Below are 19107 nucleotides of genomic sequence, written 5' to 3' on the forward strand. Positions count from 1 at the left end.
CGGAACCGACTGGGCCTGATGAACCCGGCCGGCTGAAACGGAGGAGTCATGAAGATCGCCATCCTTGGCACGGGAACCGTAGGGCGGACGCTGGCTGGCGCCTTCTCGGCACTGGGCCACACCGTTGTCCTTGGGACCCGCGACCCGCAGGCCACCTTTGCCCGGACCGGACCCAACGCCGTCGGCGCCCCGCCGTTTAGCGAATGGCACAGCAGGAACCAGCACATCCCGCTGGAGGCGTTCGCGGATGCTGCGGCCCAGGCGGAACTGGTGGTAAACGCCACCGACGGCGCCAGGTCACTCAGCGCCCTTGGCTCGGCCCGCTCCGCAAACCTGGCCGGCAAAGTGCTGATGGACGTTTCCAACCCGCTCGACTTTTCCCAGGGCATGCCGCCTGTGCTGAATCCGGTCAACACGGAGAGCCTTGCCGAACGCATTCAGGGGGCATTCCCGGACGCCCGGGTGGTGAAAACCCTCAACACCATGAACGCGGGGCTCATGGCTGATCCCGGCAGGCTGGCGGACGGGGACCACTCGGTGTTCGTGTCCGGAGACGACCCCGAGGCCAAACAGACCGTGGCCGGGCTGCTGGAGGCATTGGGACACCGGGACATCATCGACCTCGGCGACATCACCAGCGCCCGCGGCGCCGAGATGATGCTGCCCGTCTGGCTGCGGCTGTGGTCAACGCTGGGGACGGCCGATTTCAACTTTAAGATCGTCCGCTGACTGCCGCACCGGCGGCGGCCCGACGGGTGGCACGAAGGGCGGCACGCGGACCGGCACCCGAAAGCTAGTCGCTGGGGCTGGTGTCAGTGGTCAGGGAACGGCCGTCCGCCGCCTGATCGTTGGATTCCTGGGCAGGTCCCGCGGCCTTGTTTAGGCCTTCCACGTCGTCGGGGCTGCCACTGCTGTTTTCCGTTTCGGCTCCTGAATCGTTTGTGCTTGCAGCTTCGCTGCCGCGTTCACCGCCAGCCTCGGGGCCGACGGCGTCAACGGCTTCACGGGGCAGTGGCGCCACCCTTCCGCTGAGACCGTCTTTCACGGAGTTGCTGCCGTCGCCGTCGTTGGTGTCGATGCTGTCCGTCGGTTCTGTAATCATGCCGTTCCTCCTCGTGTCACTCGTCGTCGTGGTGTTACCAAAGCTATGCCCTGGCGCCGGAGCAGTAAATGCGGCCGGGAACGTCTGCTGTGATTGCTACGTATTAGAAAGTGGTATTTCCGACATTATCTGAGACGGATTCCGCTGCGGCGGCCCCCTGCGGGTAGCATCTTTAGCTAGTAACGTGGCTCACAGTATCCAGCGCAGTGTACGAGCCAAGTCCAAACCCTCGAAAGATAGTTTCCATGGCTGACACTGCAATCAATTCCGGAACTGACCTCGCCTCCGAGCTGAGGGCCGATGTCCGGCGCGTCTCCACGCTGCTTGGCGAATCCCTGGTTCGCCAGCACGGGCCCGAGCTCCTGGACCTGGTGGAGCAGGTTCGCCTCCTCACCAAGGAATCCAAGGAAGCGGCCCGCGGCGGCGCGCATGCCACCGGCCCGTGGAGCGCCCACGACGTCGTCGCCCAGGTTCGCGAGCTCCTGGGGTCCCTGCCTATTGAGCAGGCGACTGACCTGGTCCGCGCCTTTGCCTTCTACTTCCACCTGGCCAACGCCGCCGAACAGGTCCACCGGGTCCGCGGCCTGAGGACCCGGCAGGAGAAGGACGGCTGGCTGGCCAAGGCTGTCACGGACATCGCCGGGCAGGCCGGGCCCGCGGTGCTGCAGGAAGTGGTGAACGGGCTGGATGTCCGCCCCATCTTCACCGCGCACCCCACGGAGGCTTCCCGGCGTTCGGTGCTGGATAAGATCCGCAAGCTCTCCGACGTGCTGGCGCAGCCCACGCAGGAGGGCACCACCGCACGCCGCCGGCAGGACCGCCAGCTTTCGGAGATCATCGACCAGATGTGGCAGACCGACGAACTCCGCCAGGTCCGCCCCACGCCTGTGGACGAGGCCCGCAACGCCATTTACTACCTGGGCAGCATCCTTACCGATGCCATGCCGGAGATGCTGACGGAGCTGTCCGAGCTGCTGGGGGAGCACGGCGTGAGCCTGGCCTCGAAGAATGCTCCCATCCGCTTTGGTTCCTGGATTGGCGGGGACAGGGACGGCAACCCCAACGTTACTGCCGCGGTCACCAGGGAAATCCTGCAGATCCAGAACCAGCACGCGGTGCGGATCAGCATCGGCATGATGGACGAACTGATCTCCGTCCTGTCCAACTCCACGGCCCTGGCCGGCGCTGACCAGGAACTGCTGGACTCCATCGACGCCGACCTCCAGAAACTGCCGGGCCTGGACCGCCGTGTGCTGGAGCTCAATGCGCAGGAGCCCTACCGGCTCAAGCTGACGTGCGTCAAGGCCAAACTGATCAACACCGGCAAGCGCGTGGCAACAGGTTCCTCGCACGAGCACGGCAGGGACTACAGCGGCACCAACGAACTCCTGGCCGACCTGGAACTGGTGGAACTTTCGCTCCGCAACCACTCGGCCTCGCTGGTTGCGGACGGAGCCCTGGCACGCGTCCGCCGGGCGGTAGCCTCGTTCGGCCTGCATCTGGCCACCCTGGACATCCGCGAGCATGCAGACCACCACCATGACGCCGTCGGCCAGCTCATGGACAGGCTGGGCGGTCCCGGCCTCCGCTATGCGGAACTGAGCCGCGGGGAGCGCCTGGAGGTGCTGGGATCCGAGCTTGCCTCGCGCCGGCCACTGTCCGGGCACCCGATCAAGCTCGACGGCGTTGCTGACGGCACGTACGACGTCTTCCGTGAGATCCGGCGCGCCCTGCGCACCTACGGCCCTGATGTCATCGAGACCTACATCATTTCCATGACCCGCGGAGCGGACGATGTCCTGGCGGCGGCTGTCCTGGCCCGTGAAGCCGGGCTGGTGAACCTTTTCGGCGAAGCACCTTACGCCAAGATCGGGTTTGCGCCGCTGCTGGAGACGGTGGAGGAACTTCGGGCATCAGCGGAGATTGTTGACCAGCTGCTGTCCGATCCTTCCTACCGGGAACTGGTGCGCCTGCGTGGGGACGTCCAGGAAGTCATGCTGGGTTACTCGGACTCCAACAAGGAATCCGGTGTCATGACCAGCCAGTGGGAAATCCACAAGACCCAGCGGAAGCTGCGTGATGTCGCGGCCAAGCACGGCGTCCGGGTGCGCCTCTTCCACGGCCGCGGCGGTTCCGTGGGCCGCGGCGGCGGACCCACCTACGATGCGATCATGGCCCAGCCCAACGGCGTGCTCGAAGGTGAAATCAAGTTCACCGAACAGGGCGAAGTCATCTCGGACAAGTATTCGCTGCCGGAGCTTGCACGCGAGAACCTGGAGCTTTCCCTCGCGGCCGTCCTCCAGGGCTCGGCCCTGCACCGCAGCCCGCGTACCTCCGAGGACCAGCGTGAACGCTACGGGCACGTTATGGAGACCATCTCGGACGGAGCCTTTGACAGGTACCGGAAGCTGATTGACCACCCGGACCTGCCGGCCTACTTCCTGGCATCCACCCCGGTGGAGCAGCTGGGGTCCCTGAACATCGGTTCCCGCCCGTCCAAGCGCCCGGACTCCGGGGCAGGCCTCGGTGGCCTGCGCGCCATCCCCTGGGTGTTCGGCTGGACCCAGTCCCGGCAGATCGTCCCGGGCTGGTTCGGTGTGGGATCGGGGCTGAAGGCTGCCCGCGAGGCCGGGCACTCCGCCCAGCTGGTGGAGATGATGGAGAACTGGCACTTCTTCCGCTCCGTGCTCTCCAACGTGGAGATGACGTTGGCCAAGACCGACCTGGACATTGCCGGCTACTACGTTTCCACCCTGGTCCCCGAGGAACTGCACCACATCTTCCGGACTATCCGCGCAGAGTATGAACTCACCGTCACGGAGATCCAGAACCTCACCGGCGAGAACCTGCTCCTGGACGCCCAGCCCACGCTTAAGCGCTCGCTGGAGATCCGTGACCAGTATCTTGACCCAATCAGCTACCTGCAGGTGGAACTGCTCCGCCGCGTGCGCGCCGAGGGTGCAGGGGACGGCAGCATCAGCGGGGCCGAGATCAACGAACGGCTCCAGCGCGCCATGCTGATCACCGTCAATGGAGTGGCAGCAGGCCTGCGGAACACCGGCTAACCCCGACGCTCTCTCACTTCCTGTGGGTTTTTCCCAAACGATCTCTCACCCGGTGAGAGATCGTTTGTGGTTTTCTGCATTAAGTGAGAGAGCGTTTCTGGGCTTGGGGACCGGGAGTGCTGCCGGGATAGGGTTGTTTTATGCCTTCGTTCCAGACCCGCCTGAAGATCACCGGTTTGAAGCCGGGCAACCCGCCGGAAGCGGTGATGGCCGCTGCCGTGGAGGCCTTGGAAACCCGGCACCACGTGGAGGCAAACCAGCTGGAACTCGCAGGCGGTGTTCCCCAACTGAACCTGCGGTTCCTCGTGGAGCCGAGCGAATACAGCGGCGAGAACCGGCAGGCGCAGGAATCGGCAGCGATGGTGCGCGACGCCGTCGAGCGTGTTGCGCTGACCGGCTCGCTGACCGTCCTGCGCCGGAACCGCGGCCGCTGGGCGCCGGTCTAGGCTAGCCTCCCAGAAACCGGCTACCCCGTGCCCGGTTCCGGGCTTCCCTGTTCGGCGGGGCCGGGCTCATCCACCGGGGAGCGGTTGCCGCGGCGGCGGGTGACAATAATGCCAACGACGACGCCGATCACCAGCCCCAGCGCCACCCCGATCAGGGAGCTTGCCCAGAAGGGCAGCTTTGTGGCGGACCCCGTGAAGTAGCCCAGGCCCACCAGCCAGCTGGCCCACAGCACGGCACCGAGCCCGGCGCACAGGCTGAACCCGCGCACCGAAACGTCCGCGATCCCTGCCGCGGCCGACGTCGCCAGCCTCCCGCCCGGGATAAACCTGGCCCCGATGATGGTCCCGTAGGTGGAGGAACGTCCGGCCTTGGCGATGGCCCGGTGGATCCCGCTGTGCACTTTCCGGCCCCAGCGCCAGCGGTCCAGCACGTGGCTGAGCCGGCGCTTGAACAGCTGGAACACCACCATGTCGCCCAGCCAGGAGGCAAACGCGGATATTGCGGCCACCAGGAACACGTTGGCCCGGCCCTCTGCGGACAGCGCCCCGCCGGTAATCACCGCCATCTCCGACGGGATGGGCGGGAAGATGGCATCGCCGAGAACAATGGGGACGATCCAGAAGTAGATCGCCGCCCCCCAGCTGTCGGCGTTGCCAAAGTCCATGGCCACAAAGTACCGCACTTTAGGGCACGAGGCTGCGGCCTTTTATCCAGGGTCCTCCGGTGGAAGACTGGCCGCATGCGAGTCCGCATTCTCCAGGGCGACATCACGGCCCGCTCCGTGGATGCGGTGGTGAACGCTGCGAATTCGTCGTTGCTGGGCGGCGGCGGGGTGGACGGTGCCATCCACCGGGCTGCCGGGCCTGAGCTGCTGGCGGCCTGCCGCGAACTGCGCGCTACGAGCCTGCCGAACGGACTGCCGGTGGGCGCCGCGGCGGCCACTCCCGGCTTCATGCTCCCGTCGCGGCGGGTGATCCATACCGTCGGGCCCAACCGCCATGCCGGGCAGACGAACCGGGCGCTGCTGGTGTCCTGCTTCAGTGAAAGCCTCCGGGTGGCGGACTCGCTGAGGGCCGGTTCCATCGCATTCCCGGCGGTGGGCGGTGGTGTCTACGGATGGCACGGCCGGCAGGTGGCGGAGGCAGCCTTCGACGCCGTGAACGGCTTTACTGCCTCCCATCCGGACAGCACGGTGGAGTTGGTGGAGTTTGTGTTGTTCAGCCCGGAGATGGAGGAGACGTTCAAGGCTGTGTTTGAGCAGCCTCGCTGAGCTCAAGCTGGCTGCGGTACTCCACCGGCTTGCCCGAGATGGGGTCCACAAAGCGGATGCCGCGGGCCAGGAGCTGTAAGGGCTTGCTGTAGTCGTCCGGAGCTTTGTCCAGCAGGTCCGGGTAGAACGCGTCATTCGCAATGCCCAGGCCCAGCGACGCCATATGAACCCGAAGCTGATGGGTCTTCCCGGAGTGCGGCTCAAGCCGGTACACCGCGCGTCGGGCGGCACCGCGGTGCGCCAGGGCAGCCGCGGAAGCGCCGCCGTCGAACGTCCTGATGAGATCGATGCGGGTCTCCGCGTTCGGTTCACCCTCAATGACCTCGGCGAGCAGGTAGCTGCGGGACTTGGTCATCCGGTTCCGCACCACCACCGGAAAGTCGACGGCGGGGTAACCTGCAGCGGGCTCCGCGGCGGAGACGCACTCGTACTCCTTCTGCACCTGGCGCTTCTCGAACAGCACCTGGTACTTGCCGCGGGTCTCGGGGTTGGTGGACAGGAGCAGGATGCCGGCGGTCATCCGGTCCAGCCGGTGCATCGGGATCAGGTCCGGAAGGTCCAGCTGGTTCCGCAGCCGTACCAGGGCCGATTCCTGGATGTAGGTGCCGCCCGGAGTGGTGGGCAAGAAATGTGGTTTGTCCACCACCAGGAGATGCTCGTCCTGGTACAGAATGTTCAGTTCCACCGGGATGCGGGTCTCCGGCGGCAGGCTGCGGTAGTACCAAATGAACGTGTGGTCCTGCAGTTTTGTGGCTCTGTCCAGCCGCACGCCGCCCTCGCCCACGATCTCGCCGGCGTCGAACCTGTCCTCGATGCCCTGCGGATCGATGTGCCCCCAGCGGTGCATCATGTAGTCCATGGCGGTGCTCCATGGCCCCTCGTTCGGCAGGCGCAGGCGGGTGGCATTAACGCCGTCGCGCACGGGGAGGGGGGATTGCATCACCTGTCCATTCTACGTGGCGGCTCCGAGGTGCTTCTGGGGCCTCTGCTCTAGACGCCGACGACAAAAAAGTTCTTGACAAGAAAAGTTGTCGGCAGGCATCATTGAAGCATGTTGGACATCGAAGTGATCGAGGACCCGGCCGCGGCCGAAGCGTCCCTGGACCCCATCCGGACCAGGATCCTTCAGGAACTGGCTGAACCGGGATCGGCAACACAGCTTGCCGTGAAGGTGGGCCTGCCGCGGCAGAAGGTCAACTACCACCTCAAGGCCCTGGAACGCCACGGTCTGGTGCAGCTCGTGGAAGAGCGGCGCAAGGGGAACGTCACTGAGCGCGTCCTCCAGGCCACTGCGGCGTCCTACCTGATTTCACCCGTGGCGCTCGCCTCGGTGGCCCCCGATCCGCACCGGTTTTCGGACCGCTTTTCCGCCTTCTGGCTGCTGGCGCTCGCAGGGCGCATGGTGCAGGAGGTGGGGAAGCTCATCGCCGGTGCGGCCGCGGCCCGGCAAAAGCTGGCAACCTTCGCCATTGACGGCGAGATCACCTTCCGTACCGCAGCGGACCGTGCCGCTTTTGCCGAGGAACTCGGCGTTGCGGTGACCCGCCTGGTGGACAAGTACCACGACGGCGGAACCTCCCCGGGGGGACAGCCCGGCCGCCGTCACCGGCTCGTCGTGGCGCTCCACCCCGTACTCAAGACCCCAAACAAACCCCTCTCAGCTAAGGAGCAGGACCATGACTGACAACCGAGAATTCGAAATCGTCTACGACACTGAACTGCCCGGAACGCCCGAACGTGTCTGGGAAGCCGTCACCAACGGCACCCCGGCCTGGATGTTCCCCACGGATCAGTGGCCGGACGTCAAGACCGTGAAGGAATATCCAACCCACCTCGTTTCCCGGATGGACGGACCGGACGGCTGGTTCAACCAGCTGGAGCATGTGCTGGAACCGCTCGACGGCGGCCGGGCGCGGCTGCACTACGTGCACAGCGGGATTTTCGCCGACAACTGGGACGAGCAGTACGACGGCGCCAGTAAGCACACCGCGTTCTACCTCCACACGCTAGGCCAGTACCTGAAGCACTTCGACGGCAGGCCGGTGGTGTTCACGGACATCCAGGCGCCGGCCGCCTCGCAGACCCCTGACGGCTTTGCGCGGTTGAAAAGTGCCTTGGGTGTTGAGGGGGCGGCCCAAGATGAATCGGTGGAATTGGAGCTCGACGGCGTGGGCCGGCTCTCCGGGGAAGTGGACTTCTCCAACCAGCACTTCCTGGGCCTGCGGACTGCCGACGCAATGTACCGGTTCTTTGGCCGCAACCACTTTGGTGCGCCGGTAGGAATGACCGTCCACGAATTCAGCGGCAGCGGTGACTCCGAAGCAACGGCCAAGGCCTGGGGTGGCTTCCTCTCGAAGGTCTACGCGTAAGGTGCACCAGCCGGGAATGTGCCTGCCGACCCGTCAGACCTCCCTCGACGCGCGAAACCTCCATCGACTCGGCAGGCAGCCATCGACGCGCGAAACCTCCATCGACGCGCAAATTACCTGGCGCAGCACATACTTCGTGCGCGCAAGGTACTTTGCGCGTCGCAGGTGAGTCAGCGTGTCATGCGATGGCCACGGCAGGGGCAGTCTTGAGCGTGCGACGGAGCTGCGGTGCGGCGTCGAGCCTGTCCTGGGCACGCCGGAGGGCCAGGACCGCCGTTTCGAGCTGGGCAGGCGGCAGGGTGAAGGGCACGCGGAGGTAGCGCTCGAAGGCCCCGCCGATCCCGAAGCGTGGCCCGGCGGCCAGCCTGATGCCAAAGTCGGGGGCAATCACGGTCAGTGCAGTGCTGATCGGGCCCGGCAACTTGCACCAGATGGACAGGCCACCGGCGGGCCGCGCAGTTTCCCATTCCGGCAGGTGCTTGCCCAGCAACTCCAGTAGTGCCGAGCGGCCCTCGCGGAGGGAATCAAGCCTGGCGGGCAGCGGCTCATCCAAGGCGCGGACCAGGTGTGCCGCCGCCAGCTGCTCCATGACGGGACCGCCAAGATCCAGGGTTGTCCGGGCAGCTGCAAAGCGATGGATGAGGGGCTCCGAGGCCCGGATCCAGCCGGTGCGAAGGCCGCCCCAATGGGACTTGCTGAGTGATCCAATGGTTACGACGGCGGGACTGAAGGCTGCCACGGGAGTGGCAGCGCCGCCGTCGAGATTCAACTCCCGGAGCGTTTCATCGACTACCAGCACCGTTCCGGCCGCTGTGGCCGCGCGGGCCAGTTCACGCCGCTGGGCGTCCGGCATGAGCTGGCCGGTGGGATTGTGGAAGTCCGGTACTACATAGGCGATCCTGGGTCGTTGTTGCATCAGGGCCGACTGGAGCGCCGGCATGTCCCAGGCCGGCACCTGGCTTGCCCCGGCGCCCTGGCCCACGAACGCCACAGGGACGGGGCGGCAACCGGCCGCGCGGATGGCATCCAGCGCATTGGGGTAGCTCGGATGCTCCACCAGAATCTTGTCCTGCCGTTCCGTCAAAGCCCGGATGACGATGTTCAGAGCGTGCTGGGCTCCTGATGTCACCATGATTTGTGCGGCATCCGTTGGAACCCCTGCCGAACTGTAACGCTCCGCTATGGCTTCCCTGAGGGGCAGCAGGCCCATGGCGTCGTACCCAAAGCCGGGCAGCAGGGCCGGCAGTTCCGTCAGGCCGGCTGCAAAAGCGCGGTGAACCACCTCGCCGCTCGCGGGAAGCGCCGCATACGCCAGGTCGATCAGTCCTTCCGGCGCCGTGAGACCAGGCGCAGCCAGGCCGGGCGCCGCAAGTCCAGCCGCAGCGAGACCGGGTCCTGCGTTTCCAAAGGCCGGAAGCTCTCCATGCGACGGCAAGGTTGGCAGCAGAGGCGTCAGCCGGGGGATCCGGGTGCGTCCCCGGCTGCCCTGGCCGCTGCTGAGGAAGCCCTGTTCTCGGAGATGGGCATACGCCGCCGTCACGGTCGTCCGGCTGACGCCGAGCGTGTCAGACAACGACCGTTCACTGGGGAGCGCGGTGTCCAGTGCAACCCTTCCGTCCAGGATCAGGAGGCGTACGACGTCGGCAAGTTCACGGTAGGCGGGGGCGGCACCGAGGTGCCACTTGCCCAGGAGACGGGCCAGAGCTGAGGAGTTTAGGGTGCCGGGCATAAAGCCAGTATCTCAAACTGGCTATGTAAATCAATGCCAGTTACCTGCGAGAGTGTTGTCATGATCCCTCGCAGACTCGCCCAGCTCTTTATCGGCCTCGCTATGTACGGCATCTCCCTTGCCATTTTCATCCGGGCGGGCCTCGGACTGGATCCCTGGGACGTGTTCCATCAGGGCCTGGCGGAGAAGACCGGGCTCAGCATCGGCGCGGTGGTAATCATCGTGAGCTTCCTGGTGCTGCTGCTGTGGATCCCGCTGCGGCAATGGCCTGGGTTTGGCACGCTATGCAACGCGGTACTGGTCGGAGTGTTCGCGGACATTGGCCTGGCCCTGATCCCGGAGGTGTCCCACCTGGGCGGCCAGGTCGGGATGCTGGCCGGTGCCGTGCTGCTCAACGGGATCGCCTCGGCCTGCTACATCGGTGCCCGCTTCGGTCCTGGCGCCCGCGATGGCCTCATGACAGGCCTGGCCCGCCGGACCGGCTGGTCGGTCCGGATATCACGCACGCTGATCGAAGTAGTGGTGCTGGGTGCAGGATGGCTTCTCGGCGGTTCGGTGGGCGTTGGCACAGTGGTCTACGCGCTCGCCATTGGCCCCTTGGTGCAGCTGCTGCTGCCGTACTTTATGGTTCCGGAAGCTGCCCCGGTCCGTATACCTGCCGGGATCGAGGACGCTGAGACCGATTCACAGCCTCTTGGTGCCCTGCCCCGCTAACACCAGACGCCTGTATCAAACACCTAGACACCGAACCGGACCTACAGGAGAGGCAGGAGCGGCTGGCACTGAGGGCAGAAATAGATGTGCCGCTCCTCCTCGCCACCGGGTTTGCCCAGGACGTCGTGGCCAACATGCGTGCCGCATTTCAGGCACGGCCGATGTTCGCGGCCGTAGACCCAGTAGCCGGGCCTGCCCGCCTGCCTTCCCACCGGTAACCCGCGCGGGTTCAGGATGGTTACCCGGCGGCCGGACCCCAGGTTCACCTCCAGAAGCTGCTTGGCGTCCGTCATCAGGGTCTGCAGATCCTCAACGGCTGAAACAGGGGATGCCGGATGGACGCCGGAGAGGAAGCAAGCCTCGCAACGGTAAATATTGCCGATGCCCGCCAGGTTGCGCTGGTCCAGCAGCGCAACACCTATGGGCACGTCAGGGGCCGACCGGATCCGGCGTTCAGCCTCGGCCGGGTCCCAGTCGGGACCGAGCAGGTCAGGGCCGAGGTGGCCAACCACCGAATCTTCGGCATCAGTGCGGACAACCTCCAGCACGCCGAGGGAAAATCCGACGGCGTCTGCCGCTGCCGTGCGGAGCACGCACCGTGCGGTGAAGCCGGGCTTGCGCCACCGTCCGCCCGCCGGGTACACCTGCCAGGCGCCTTCCATCTTGAGGTGCGAGTGGATGGTCAGTTTTTGCCCGTCCGGCCCCTGCACCCTCATCAGCAGGTGCTTTCCGCGGGGGACCACCTCGCTGACCGTCCAGCCAGCCAGGTTGAGGGTGGCGAACCGCGGCACGCGGAAGTCGGAGGCTGTCAGCTCCTGCCCCGCCAGGGCCTGGTGCAGCTGGTTGGCGGCACGCCAGACTGAATCCCCCTCAGGCACGGATTCTCAGGCCCTTAGGCGTGGAATAGGCCCCGGCTGCGGCCAAAGCACGGGCCACCGCTGTCTCCAGAATGTCGTGTCCATTGACCTTTTCCATCACCAGTTTGTCGATGGCTCCGCGGGTCACCACGCTCACCAATGCTGCTCCAGCGGCCGCCAGCACAGATTCGTCGTCGCTGAAAGCCAGGAGGGTTTTACCGCCTCGCTCCACATACAGCACCAGTGCGCCGTCCACCAGCACCACAAGGGCCCCGGCTTTCCGGCCTGGCCGGTGACCGGTGCCCGCCTCCTCGTTGAGGGCCGGCCAAGGAAGCCCCGCGCCGTAGGGGTTGGCGGGGTCGGTGGCGGCCAGCGCCAAGGCCGCCGGTTCCTTCTTCGCGAGCTGTGCGTCTTCGGAATACGTGCGGAGCCGGTCCACCGTTGCCGGAACCGCGAACTGGGCGGCGCCGAGGTGTTCAATGAAGTAGCCGCGGCGGCACCGGCCTGCTTCTTCCAGCCGGGCCAGCACTTTGTACATCAGGCCGAAGCCGCCCAGGATCTGTTCGGCCATGACCGAGCCCCGGGTCACCACTCCGTACCTGTCCAGCAGCAGCTCGGCGGTGGCCCGCGCGTGGATGGTGGGGTCCAGTTCCGGCGATGGCAGGGCCGACCAACGGCCCGCCGCCATGGGGGGAGTGGCTCCGGCCCCTGATGCCGAACCGTACCGTCCAACACCCGAAGGCCCCAGCCCGGGAGAGCCGAGCAGGCCAGTGCCATGTGAGCGGCCCAGGCGGCTCATCCGGGGTGCCCTGGCCCGAGGCGGACGGGCAACCTGGCGGTGCGCGGTGTGCCCGCCGGCGATCAGGGCCCGGACTGGTGCGAAAGTGTCCCCGGTGATCCGTCCCGCCCACGCGAGGTCCCACAGCGCCGAGACCACATCCTGATCGCTCAGCACCCTGTCCATACCGCCTGCGACGTCAGTCAACTGGCGGAAGAAATAACCGCCGCCGTTGTTCCGAAGGTGGTCAAGCAGCCGCTGCTGCGCATCACCGGGTTCGTACTCCAGGGCTGGATTCAGCGTCAGCTCAGCGGACTCTGCCAGATGGAGGCTGATCCAGCCGTCGTTCCCGGGCAGCGAACCGGCCCCGGACCACAGGACCTCGCCGGCCGCCATCAGCTCATCCAGCATGGCGGGCTGGTAATTGGAGACCCTGCTGGCCAGGACCAGCGGTTCCCACGCAGACGCCGGGACGGGCACACCGGAGAGCTGGTCAATGGCGGTGACGATGCCGTCCAGTCCCCGCAACGTTGGCTGGCTCCGTCCGGCGCCCGGCGTCTGGACGTGTTGCCATGCGGGAAGGAACCGGCCGTAGGCGGCGCCATCCACCGGCTCCACCTCGGCCCGGAGCGCAGCCAAGGACCGGCGCCGCAGCTTCCGGAGGACCTCGGCGTCGCACCACTCGCTGACGGTGTGCTGCGGCACCATGACCGCAGGCACGACCCCTGGCATTCCATCGTGCGCAGCTTCGTACCCATCAGCCGTCGCAGATCCCGACGCAGATTCCGGTCCATCTCCCGCCGCAGGTTCCGGTCCATTTCCCGCCGGGGGAGCGTGCGGGCGGAATTCCCCTTCCACCACACGGCCGTCCGCCGCCAGACGTTTCAGGGCGGTGGCGACGACGGCGACGCCGAGTCCCAGCCTGGCGGCTGCTTCATCTGCGGTGAAGGGTCCGTGCGTGCGGGCAAAACGTGACACCAGGTCGCCGAGAGGGTCGTCCACTGGCTCAAGGAAGGCGAGCGGGACGCCCATGGGCAGCGGTACGCCGATGGCGTCCCGTAGCCGGGCGGCATCCTCCACGGCGGCGAAGCGCTCCACGCCTGCCAGATTCACCCGGATGGCGCGGTGTGCCCGCTGCAGGGCAACAAGGTGCCCGGCCGCTACGCTGGCACTTGCGTGCGGGCTGTCCGCCTCGGTCCCGTCATCTGTTCCAGCCGCGCCGGCAAGCCCCAGGGCTGAGCCGGGTTCCGCCGCCGCCCCGGCACCCGGAGCGCCGGCTTCTGCGCCGACGTCGGCCGTCCCGGTATTCGGGTCACCCTCGAGCCGGGCGGCGACCTCCTCCGGAGCCAACGGCCCCAGTAGCCGGAGCAGGTCCGCCACGCCTTCGATGCCACGGGCCCGCCGTCCGGGGGCAAGGCGCTGGAGTTCGCGCTCGGTGGCTTCGATGACCCTGGCGTCCAGCAGTTCCCTGAGTTCAACCCGGCCAAGGAGTTCGTTCAGGAGCGTCGAGTCCAGGGCAAGTGCCGCGGCCCGGCGTTCCGCCAGCGGGGAGTCGCCTTCGTACAGGAACTGTGCAACGTATCCGAACAGCAGGGATTTGGCGAAGGGGGAGGGCTGCTGGGTGGTGGTCTCCACAATCCGCAGCTCGCGGCGCTCCACGGACGCGGCAATGTCCTTCAGCGCCGGGAGATCGTAAACGTCCTGCAGGCATTCCCGGACAGTTTCCAGGACGATGGGGAACGTGGGGTACTTCCGTGCCACGTCCAGCAGCTGGGCCGACCGCTGGCGCTGCTGCCAGAGGGGCTGGCGCTTGCCCGGCGTCTGGCGGGGGAGCAGCAGGGCGCGGGCGGCGCATTCGCGGAATCGCGAGGCGAACAGGGCGCTCCCGCCCACTTCGGCTGTGACGATCTGCTCCAGCTCTTCGGGATCAAAGAGGAACAGTTCTGCCCCGGGCGGCTCATCCTCCATCATCGGGACACGAAGGACTATGCCGTCATCGGCAGCCATCGCGGAGCCGTCCAGGCCGTAGCGCTGGTGCAGGCGTTGTCCGACGGCGAGTGCCCAGGGTGCGTGGACGGGCATGCCAAATGGACTGTGCAGGATGACCCGCCAGTCGCCCAGTTCGTCATGGAACCGTTCCACCACCAGGGTGGTGTCGCTGGGAACAACCTCGGTGGCGAGCTTCTGTTCCTCCAGGTATTGGATGAGGTTGTTCGCGGCGAACTGGTCCAGGCCGCTCGCTGTGCAGCGCTCCGCGGCAGGGCCGGGGTCCGCCGCGGACAGCTCCCGCACAAAGGCGCCCAGCGCCCGGCCCAGGTCTATGGGACGACCCAGCGAATCGCCTTTCCAGAAGGGAAGCTTGCCCGGCTGCCCGAAGGCCGGAGACACAAGGACCCTGTCATGGGTGATGTCCTCGATCTTCCAGCTGGTGGCACCAAGGGCGAAGATATCGCCCACCCTGGACTCGTAGACCATTTCCTCGTCCAGTTCGCCAACCCGCCGGCCGCCTTTCGCCGGGGACGCCGGGGATGGAGCCTTTCCGTCCCCCCTTCCGTTGGCGTTCCTGCCGTCGGAAGGGGAGGCGCTGCCCTCAACTTCCGTACCGATGATGTAGACACCGAACAGGCCGCGGTCCGGGATGGTTCCGCCGGAGGTCACCGCCAGCCTCTGTGCCCCCGGCCTGCCTTCAATGGTTCCGGCGTTGCGGTCCCAGATGATCCGGGGCCGCAGTTCGGCGAATTCGTCGGAGGGGTAGCGGCCGGCCAGCAGGTCCAGCGTTGCTTCATAGGCCGAACGGGGGAGGGACGCGAAGGGGGCGGACCTTCGGACTGTGGAGAACCATTCCTCGACGTCGATGCTGCCCAGAGCCGTAGCGGCCACTGTCTGCTGCGCCAGGATGTCCAACGGATTGGCGGGGACGCTGAGCCGTTCGATCTTCCCTTCGAGCATCCTTTCCACTGTGATGGCGGTGTGCACAAGGTCCGCCCGGTGCTTGGGGAACAGCACACCCTGCGATATTTCCCCCACCTGGTGCCCGGCACGGCCCACACGCTGTAGCCCGCTGGCCACAGACGGCGGGGATTCAACCTGAACCACCAGGTCCACCGCCCCCATGTCGATGCCGAGTTCCAGCGAGGACGTTGCCACCACGCAGCGCAGCCGCCCGGACTTGAGATCATCCTCAATCAGTGCCCGCTGGTCCTTGGATACTGAGCCATGATGTGCGCGGGCAAGCACCGGATCTGCTCCGGTGGTGCTGCCGGCCTGGGCCATCATGTGGGCCGGCGTGGCCGTCGAGGCAGGCACTCCTGGAACTGCCGGGGGAGGACCGTCCCAGCCACCTCCCACTGCCACCAGCTGCCGTTCCGCATAAATTTCATTCAGCCTTGCAGTCAGCCGCTCCGCCAGGCGCCGGGAATTGGCAAAGACGATGGTGGATTGGTTGTCCAGCACCAGGTCAACGATTTTTTCCTCGACGTGGGGCCAGATGGAGGCCTGCGGCTGCAGCCCCGAGGCCGGTCCGGAGTCATGGGCGGCGGCCGCGGCCTGGAGATCGGACATGTCCTCCACCGGAACGGAGACTGTCAGGTCCCAGTTCTTGCGGGAAGGCGGCGCCACAATCTGCACAGGGGCGGAACCCGCGAGGAACTGAGCCACCAGCTCCCGCGGCTCCACGGTGGCTGACAGCCCGATCCTCTGCGCAGGTTGAGGCAGCAGCGCGTCCAGCCGCTCGAGGGAGACCGCCAGGTGCGCGCCGCGTTTGGTCCCGGCCACGGCATGGACCTCGTCAACAATGATGGTGTCCACTTCAGAGAGGGTCTCCCGGGCCCTGGACGTGAGCATCAGGAACAGCGATTCAGGCGTGGTGATGAGGATGTCCGGCGGGTTGCTGAGCAGTGAGCGCCGGTCCGCGGCCGTGGTGTCACCGGACCGGACCCCAACGGTGATAAGCGGAGCCGGAAGCCCCAGTCTCTTGGCGGTCTGCGTGATGCCGATCAACGGCGAGCGGAGGTTCCGCTCCACGTCCACGCCCAGTGCCTTCAGGGGCGAGATGTAGAGCACGCGCGTCTTGCGCTTGGGCGCCCGCGGACGCCTGCCCTTCCCTTGCAGGGCGTCCGCGGGCAGTTCCTGCACAGGAGCGGGGGCCGAAACGAGCAGGCGGTCCAGGGCCCAGAGGAACGCCGCGAGCGTCTTTCCGGAGCCGGTTGGGGCCACCACCAAAGCGTGCGAACCGGAAGAGATGGCATCCCAGGCGCCGTTCTGGGCAGGAGTAGGTTCCGGGAAGGCACCCAGGAACCACTCACGGGTGGGCTGGCTGAAGCGGCCCATAGGCGCTCCCAAATGCTCCTGCATGACTCCATCATGCCCTACCCCACCGACAGAATTACCTGCCCCGTCGACGGCGGCACGGAGCCGTCAGCTTCTCCACTTCCCTGCTCAGAAAACGGCTGCTCAAACGTGCTCGATGGGAGGCAGATCCTTCGTGGCAGGGCCTTCCAGTTGCGTGCCGTCGCTGTTGAAGCGGGACCCGTGGAGAGGGCAGTCCCAGGTCATTTCGTTGTCGTTCCAGTGGACGATTCCGCCCAAATGGGTGCAGACGGCGGACAGCCGGCATGTTGTTCCGTTGACCGTGGCAGCTGCCACCGGCCGGACACCCTCGCGGTAAACCACTCCTTCGCCCTCTGCCGGTTCGACAGCGGCCTGCGGGCCGGCACCAGCAGTTTCAAGACCCGCGGACTCAACGTCCGCACCCGGCACCATACCGGTGTCCGGCGCCCCGGTGGCGTCGGGCTGGGCGCCTGCCGCCGCCGTCGTCTGCTCCTTGTGTCCGTCACCGCCACTGGCTGCCACGTGTCCCCAGTCGGTGGCCAGCTTGGCTGCGACGCCGGCATTGAGCGCCACGGTGGACCAGGCGCCGGAAGCGGTGGGGCCATGGTGGCGGAGCGTGTCAGCCCAAGGGAGCTGGCCACCCAACATGTCGCCGGAGATGCCCAGCGCCGCGGCCACTGCGTTGGTCATACCCCACTTGTTGTAGCCCGTGCCTACGTAGACATGCCCCCGGCCTCGTGGCAGTTTGCCAAAGAACGGCATGAGGCTGGTGGGCTGGTAGTCCTGTGCTGACCACGTGTGGGTGGTGACAGCGCCGGGAAACTGCTCCCCGGCCCACTGCAGCAGCCCGGACAGGTGTTCCCGCTCCGATTTTGCCCGCCCCACCGGATGCCCGTGCCCTCCGACCAGCAGGAGCCTGCGGCCGTCAGCCTCGTAGTCGCGCAGGGAATGCGTGGGCTGCTCCACCGATATATACATTCCCGGCGGCGGCACCTGGTCCGCGGGCAGCTCCAGGGCGGCGGCGTAAGAGCGGCTGGGCTTGAGCTTGGCGAAGTACAGGCCCCGGTCAAGAATCGGTGTGCCGGTTGCCAGCACCACCTCTTTGGTGGTCACGGTTCCAAGGTCAGTGTGCACGGTTGCCGGGCTGCTTGCGGTAACGTCCCGCACGCGCACCCCCGAAACAATGGTGCCGCCGCGCGCGCGGAGATCGGCCAGCAGGGTGTCCAGGACCTGCATCGGGTTGATCTGGGCCTGGGCGGCAAGCCGAACGGCGCCATGCACCGGGAACGGCAGCCCGGCGTCGCGCACGTATTCCACTTCGAGGCCACCGGCGGTGGCGGCGTCCCGTTCGGCACGGACGGAGTCCGCGCCGCTGGCTGTGGTGGCATAGGTGTAGGCGTCCCGCCGCTGGTATGGCACGTTGTTTTCGTCCAGATAGCGAAGCAGCCAGGCCTGGCCCTCCTTGTTGGCCTCCACATAGGCGCTGAGTTGCTTTTTGGAGTAGTGCTTGGACAGGCCGGACAGTACGGTGCCCTGAAGCAGGGTGACCTTCGCCGTGGTGTTTCCCGTGGTGACAGCGCCGGGGAACCGGGCTTCCAGGACCAGGACCTTCTGCCCGGACCGGGCAAGGAGCAGTGCCGTGACCAGCCCGGTCAGGCCGGCCCCGGCCACTACGGTGTCGTAACTGTCTCCGGCCGGAAAGGTATCAGAAGTAAATGATTCCCCGCGGTCCAACCAAAGTGACGTCATGCAAGCTCAACCTGCCTCCGGTCTGCGGCCCTGCAAAGCGGCCATTTGTGATGGGTCCGTTATATCGGCCTAAAGACTCATCGTGGATTTGATAAGTATACTTACGATGTCGGAGTTTAAGTCCATGATGTTGACTCAACCCGGCGACGCATCATGTGCAGTTCAACGACAAATAGATCCAGGAGTGATCATGACATCCATGAGTTCCGGTCGTACCGTCGGCCGAACCAACATCCAGAAGGCCTCCCTGGCCGTGGGCGCTGTTTTCCTCTTGGTGGGCGTTCTGGGATTCATTCCCGGCATCACCACCAACTACGCGGCCCTTGGCATGGCAGGCCCCGCCTCTCAGGCGCTGTTGCTGGGAATTTTCCAGGTCTCGATTCTCCACAACATCGTTCACCTGCTCTTTGGCGCAGCAGGAATCGCCATGGCCCGCACCGCCGCGCAGTCCAGGAACTTCCTGCTGGTGGGCGGCGCCGTCTACCTGGTTCTGTGGCTCTATGGCCTGCTGATCGGCCACGAGACGCCGGCGAACTTTGTTCCGTTCAATACGGCTGACAACTGGCTGCACCTGATCCTGGGCCTGGCCATGATTGCGCTGGGCGTGGCCCTGTCCCGCGGCCCGTCAAGGGCCGGCCGGACCACCACCACAGCCCACTAGCGGCCGTTCACTCCAGCCGGCCCGTCCAATCGGCACT

15 protein-coding genes are annotated in these 19107 nt (G+C 66.3%); 8 read left to right on the plus strand and 7 right to left on the minus strand.

From position 1 onward, the window contains the following. Nucleotides 1-48: 48 nt before the first annotated feature. On the plus strand, nt 49-729 hold the full coding sequence (locus tag F8G81_RS03950) for an NADPH-dependent F420 reductase (RefSeq protein WP_267277724.1): 681 nt from the start codon (nt 49-51) through the stop codon (nt 727-729). A gap of 64 nt (nt 730-793) precedes the next feature. On the opposite strand, the gene F8G81_RS03955 is transcribed toward F8G81_RS03950, so the two are convergent. Continuing rightward, a complete protein-coding gene (locus tag F8G81_RS03955) occupies nt 794-1102 on the minus strand; it encodes a hypothetical protein (RefSeq protein WP_267277725.1) in 309 nt (102 codons plus the stop codon). Nucleotides 1103-1347: 245 nt separating this feature from the next. On the opposite strand from F8G81_RS03955, the gene ppc reads away from it, so the two are divergent. After that, the gene (ppc, locus tag F8G81_RS03960; protein ID WP_267277726.1) at nt 1348-4167 is read left to right on the plus strand and encodes a phosphoenolpyruvate carboxylase; all 2820 of its coding nucleotides are present in this window, start codon (nt 1348-1350) and stop codon (nt 4165-4167) included. Between the two features lie 140 nt (nt 4168-4307). Further along, complete coding sequence (locus tag F8G81_RS03965) at nt 4308-4613, plus strand: hypothetical protein (protein ID WP_267277727.1); 306 nt, start codon at nt 4308-4310, stop codon at nt 4611-4613. A 20-nt stretch (nt 4614-4633) separates the two neighbouring features. Here F8G81_RS03965 and F8G81_RS03970 read toward each other — a convergent pair whose 3' ends face one another. After that, nucleotides 4634-5278, minus strand: coding sequence for a DedA family protein (locus tag F8G81_RS03970; RefSeq protein ID WP_267277728.1), 645 nt, complete (start codon nt 5276-5278; stop codon nt 4634-4636). A 75-nt stretch (nt 5279-5353) separates the two neighbouring features. Between F8G81_RS03970 and F8G81_RS03975 the strand changes: the two genes are divergently transcribed. Continuing rightward, nucleotides 5354-5884, plus strand: coding sequence for an O-acetyl-ADP-ribose deacetylase (locus F8G81_RS03975; RefSeq protein WP_267277729.1), 531 nt, complete (start codon nt 5354-5356; stop codon nt 5882-5884). Here F8G81_RS03975 and F8G81_RS03980 read toward each other — a convergent pair. After that, complete coding sequence (locus tag F8G81_RS03980; RefSeq protein ID WP_267279116.1) at nt 5856-6824, minus strand: RluA family pseudouridine synthase; 969 nt, start codon at nt 6822-6824, stop codon at nt 5856-5858. The genes F8G81_RS03975 and F8G81_RS03980 overlap by 29 nt on opposite strands. 111 nt (nt 6825-6935) lie before the next feature. Between F8G81_RS03980 and F8G81_RS03985 the strand changes: the two genes are divergently transcribed. Beyond that, nucleotides 6936-7568, plus strand: coding sequence for a winged helix-turn-helix domain-containing protein (locus F8G81_RS03985; protein WP_267277730.1), 633 nt, complete (start codon nt 6936-6938; stop codon nt 7566-7568). Next, on the plus strand, nt 7561-8253 hold the full coding sequence (locus tag F8G81_RS03990) for an SRPBCC domain-containing protein (protein ID WP_267277731.1): 693 nt from the start codon (nt 7561-7563) through the stop codon (nt 8251-8253). The genes F8G81_RS03985 and F8G81_RS03990 overlap by 8 nt, the downstream gene beginning before the upstream one ends. A 178-nt stretch (nt 8254-8431) precedes the next feature. On the opposite strand, the gene F8G81_RS03995 is transcribed toward F8G81_RS03990, so the two are convergent. Beyond that, nucleotides 8432-9982 (minus strand): PLP-dependent aminotransferase family protein, encoded by a 1551-nt coding sequence (locus tag F8G81_RS03995; RefSeq protein WP_267277732.1) that lies wholly within the window; start codon nt 9980-9982, stop codon nt 8432-8434. Nucleotides 9983-10042: 60 nt separating this feature from the next. On the opposite strand from F8G81_RS03995, the gene F8G81_RS04000 reads away from it, so the two are divergent. Beyond that, on the plus strand, nt 10043-10696 hold the full coding sequence (locus F8G81_RS04000; RefSeq protein WP_267277733.1) for a YczE/YyaS/YitT family protein: 654 nt from the start codon (nt 10043-10045) through the stop codon (nt 10694-10696). A 41-nt stretch (nt 10697-10737) separates the two neighbouring features. Here the strand turns inward: F8G81_RS04000 and F8G81_RS04005 are convergent, their stop codons facing one another. From F8G81_RS04005 to F8G81_RS04015, 3 genes are all read right to left on the minus strand, one after another. Then, nucleotides 10738-11574 (minus strand): Fpg/Nei family DNA glycosylase, encoded by an 837-nt coding sequence (locus F8G81_RS04005; RefSeq protein WP_267277734.1) that lies wholly within the window; start codon nt 11572-11574, stop codon nt 10738-10740. Next, entirely contained in the window at nt 11567-16684 is a 5118-nt protein-coding gene (locus tag F8G81_RS04010) for a DEAD/DEAH box helicase (protein WP_267277735.1), read from the minus strand. The genes F8G81_RS04005 and F8G81_RS04010 overlap by 8 nt, the downstream gene beginning before the upstream one ends. A gap of 99 nt (nt 16685-16783) precedes the next feature. Next, the gene (locus tag F8G81_RS04015; protein WP_267277736.1) at nt 16784-18409 is read right to left on the minus strand and encodes an FAD-dependent oxidoreductase; all 1626 of its coding nucleotides are present in this window, start codon (nt 18407-18409) and stop codon (nt 16784-16786) included. Nucleotides 18410-18599: 190 nt separating this feature from the next. On the opposite strand from F8G81_RS04015, the gene F8G81_RS04020 reads away from it, so the two are divergent. Next, nucleotides 18600-19070, plus strand: coding sequence for a DUF4383 domain-containing protein (locus tag F8G81_RS04020; protein ID WP_267277737.1), 471 nt, complete (start codon nt 18600-18602; stop codon nt 19068-19070). Nucleotides 19071-19107: the final 37 nt, after the last annotated feature.

Source organism: Arthrobacter sp. CDRTa11 (assembly GCF_026427775.1).
Classification (GTDB): Bacteria; Actinomycetota; Actinomycetes; order Actinomycetales; family Micrococcaceae; genus Arthrobacter.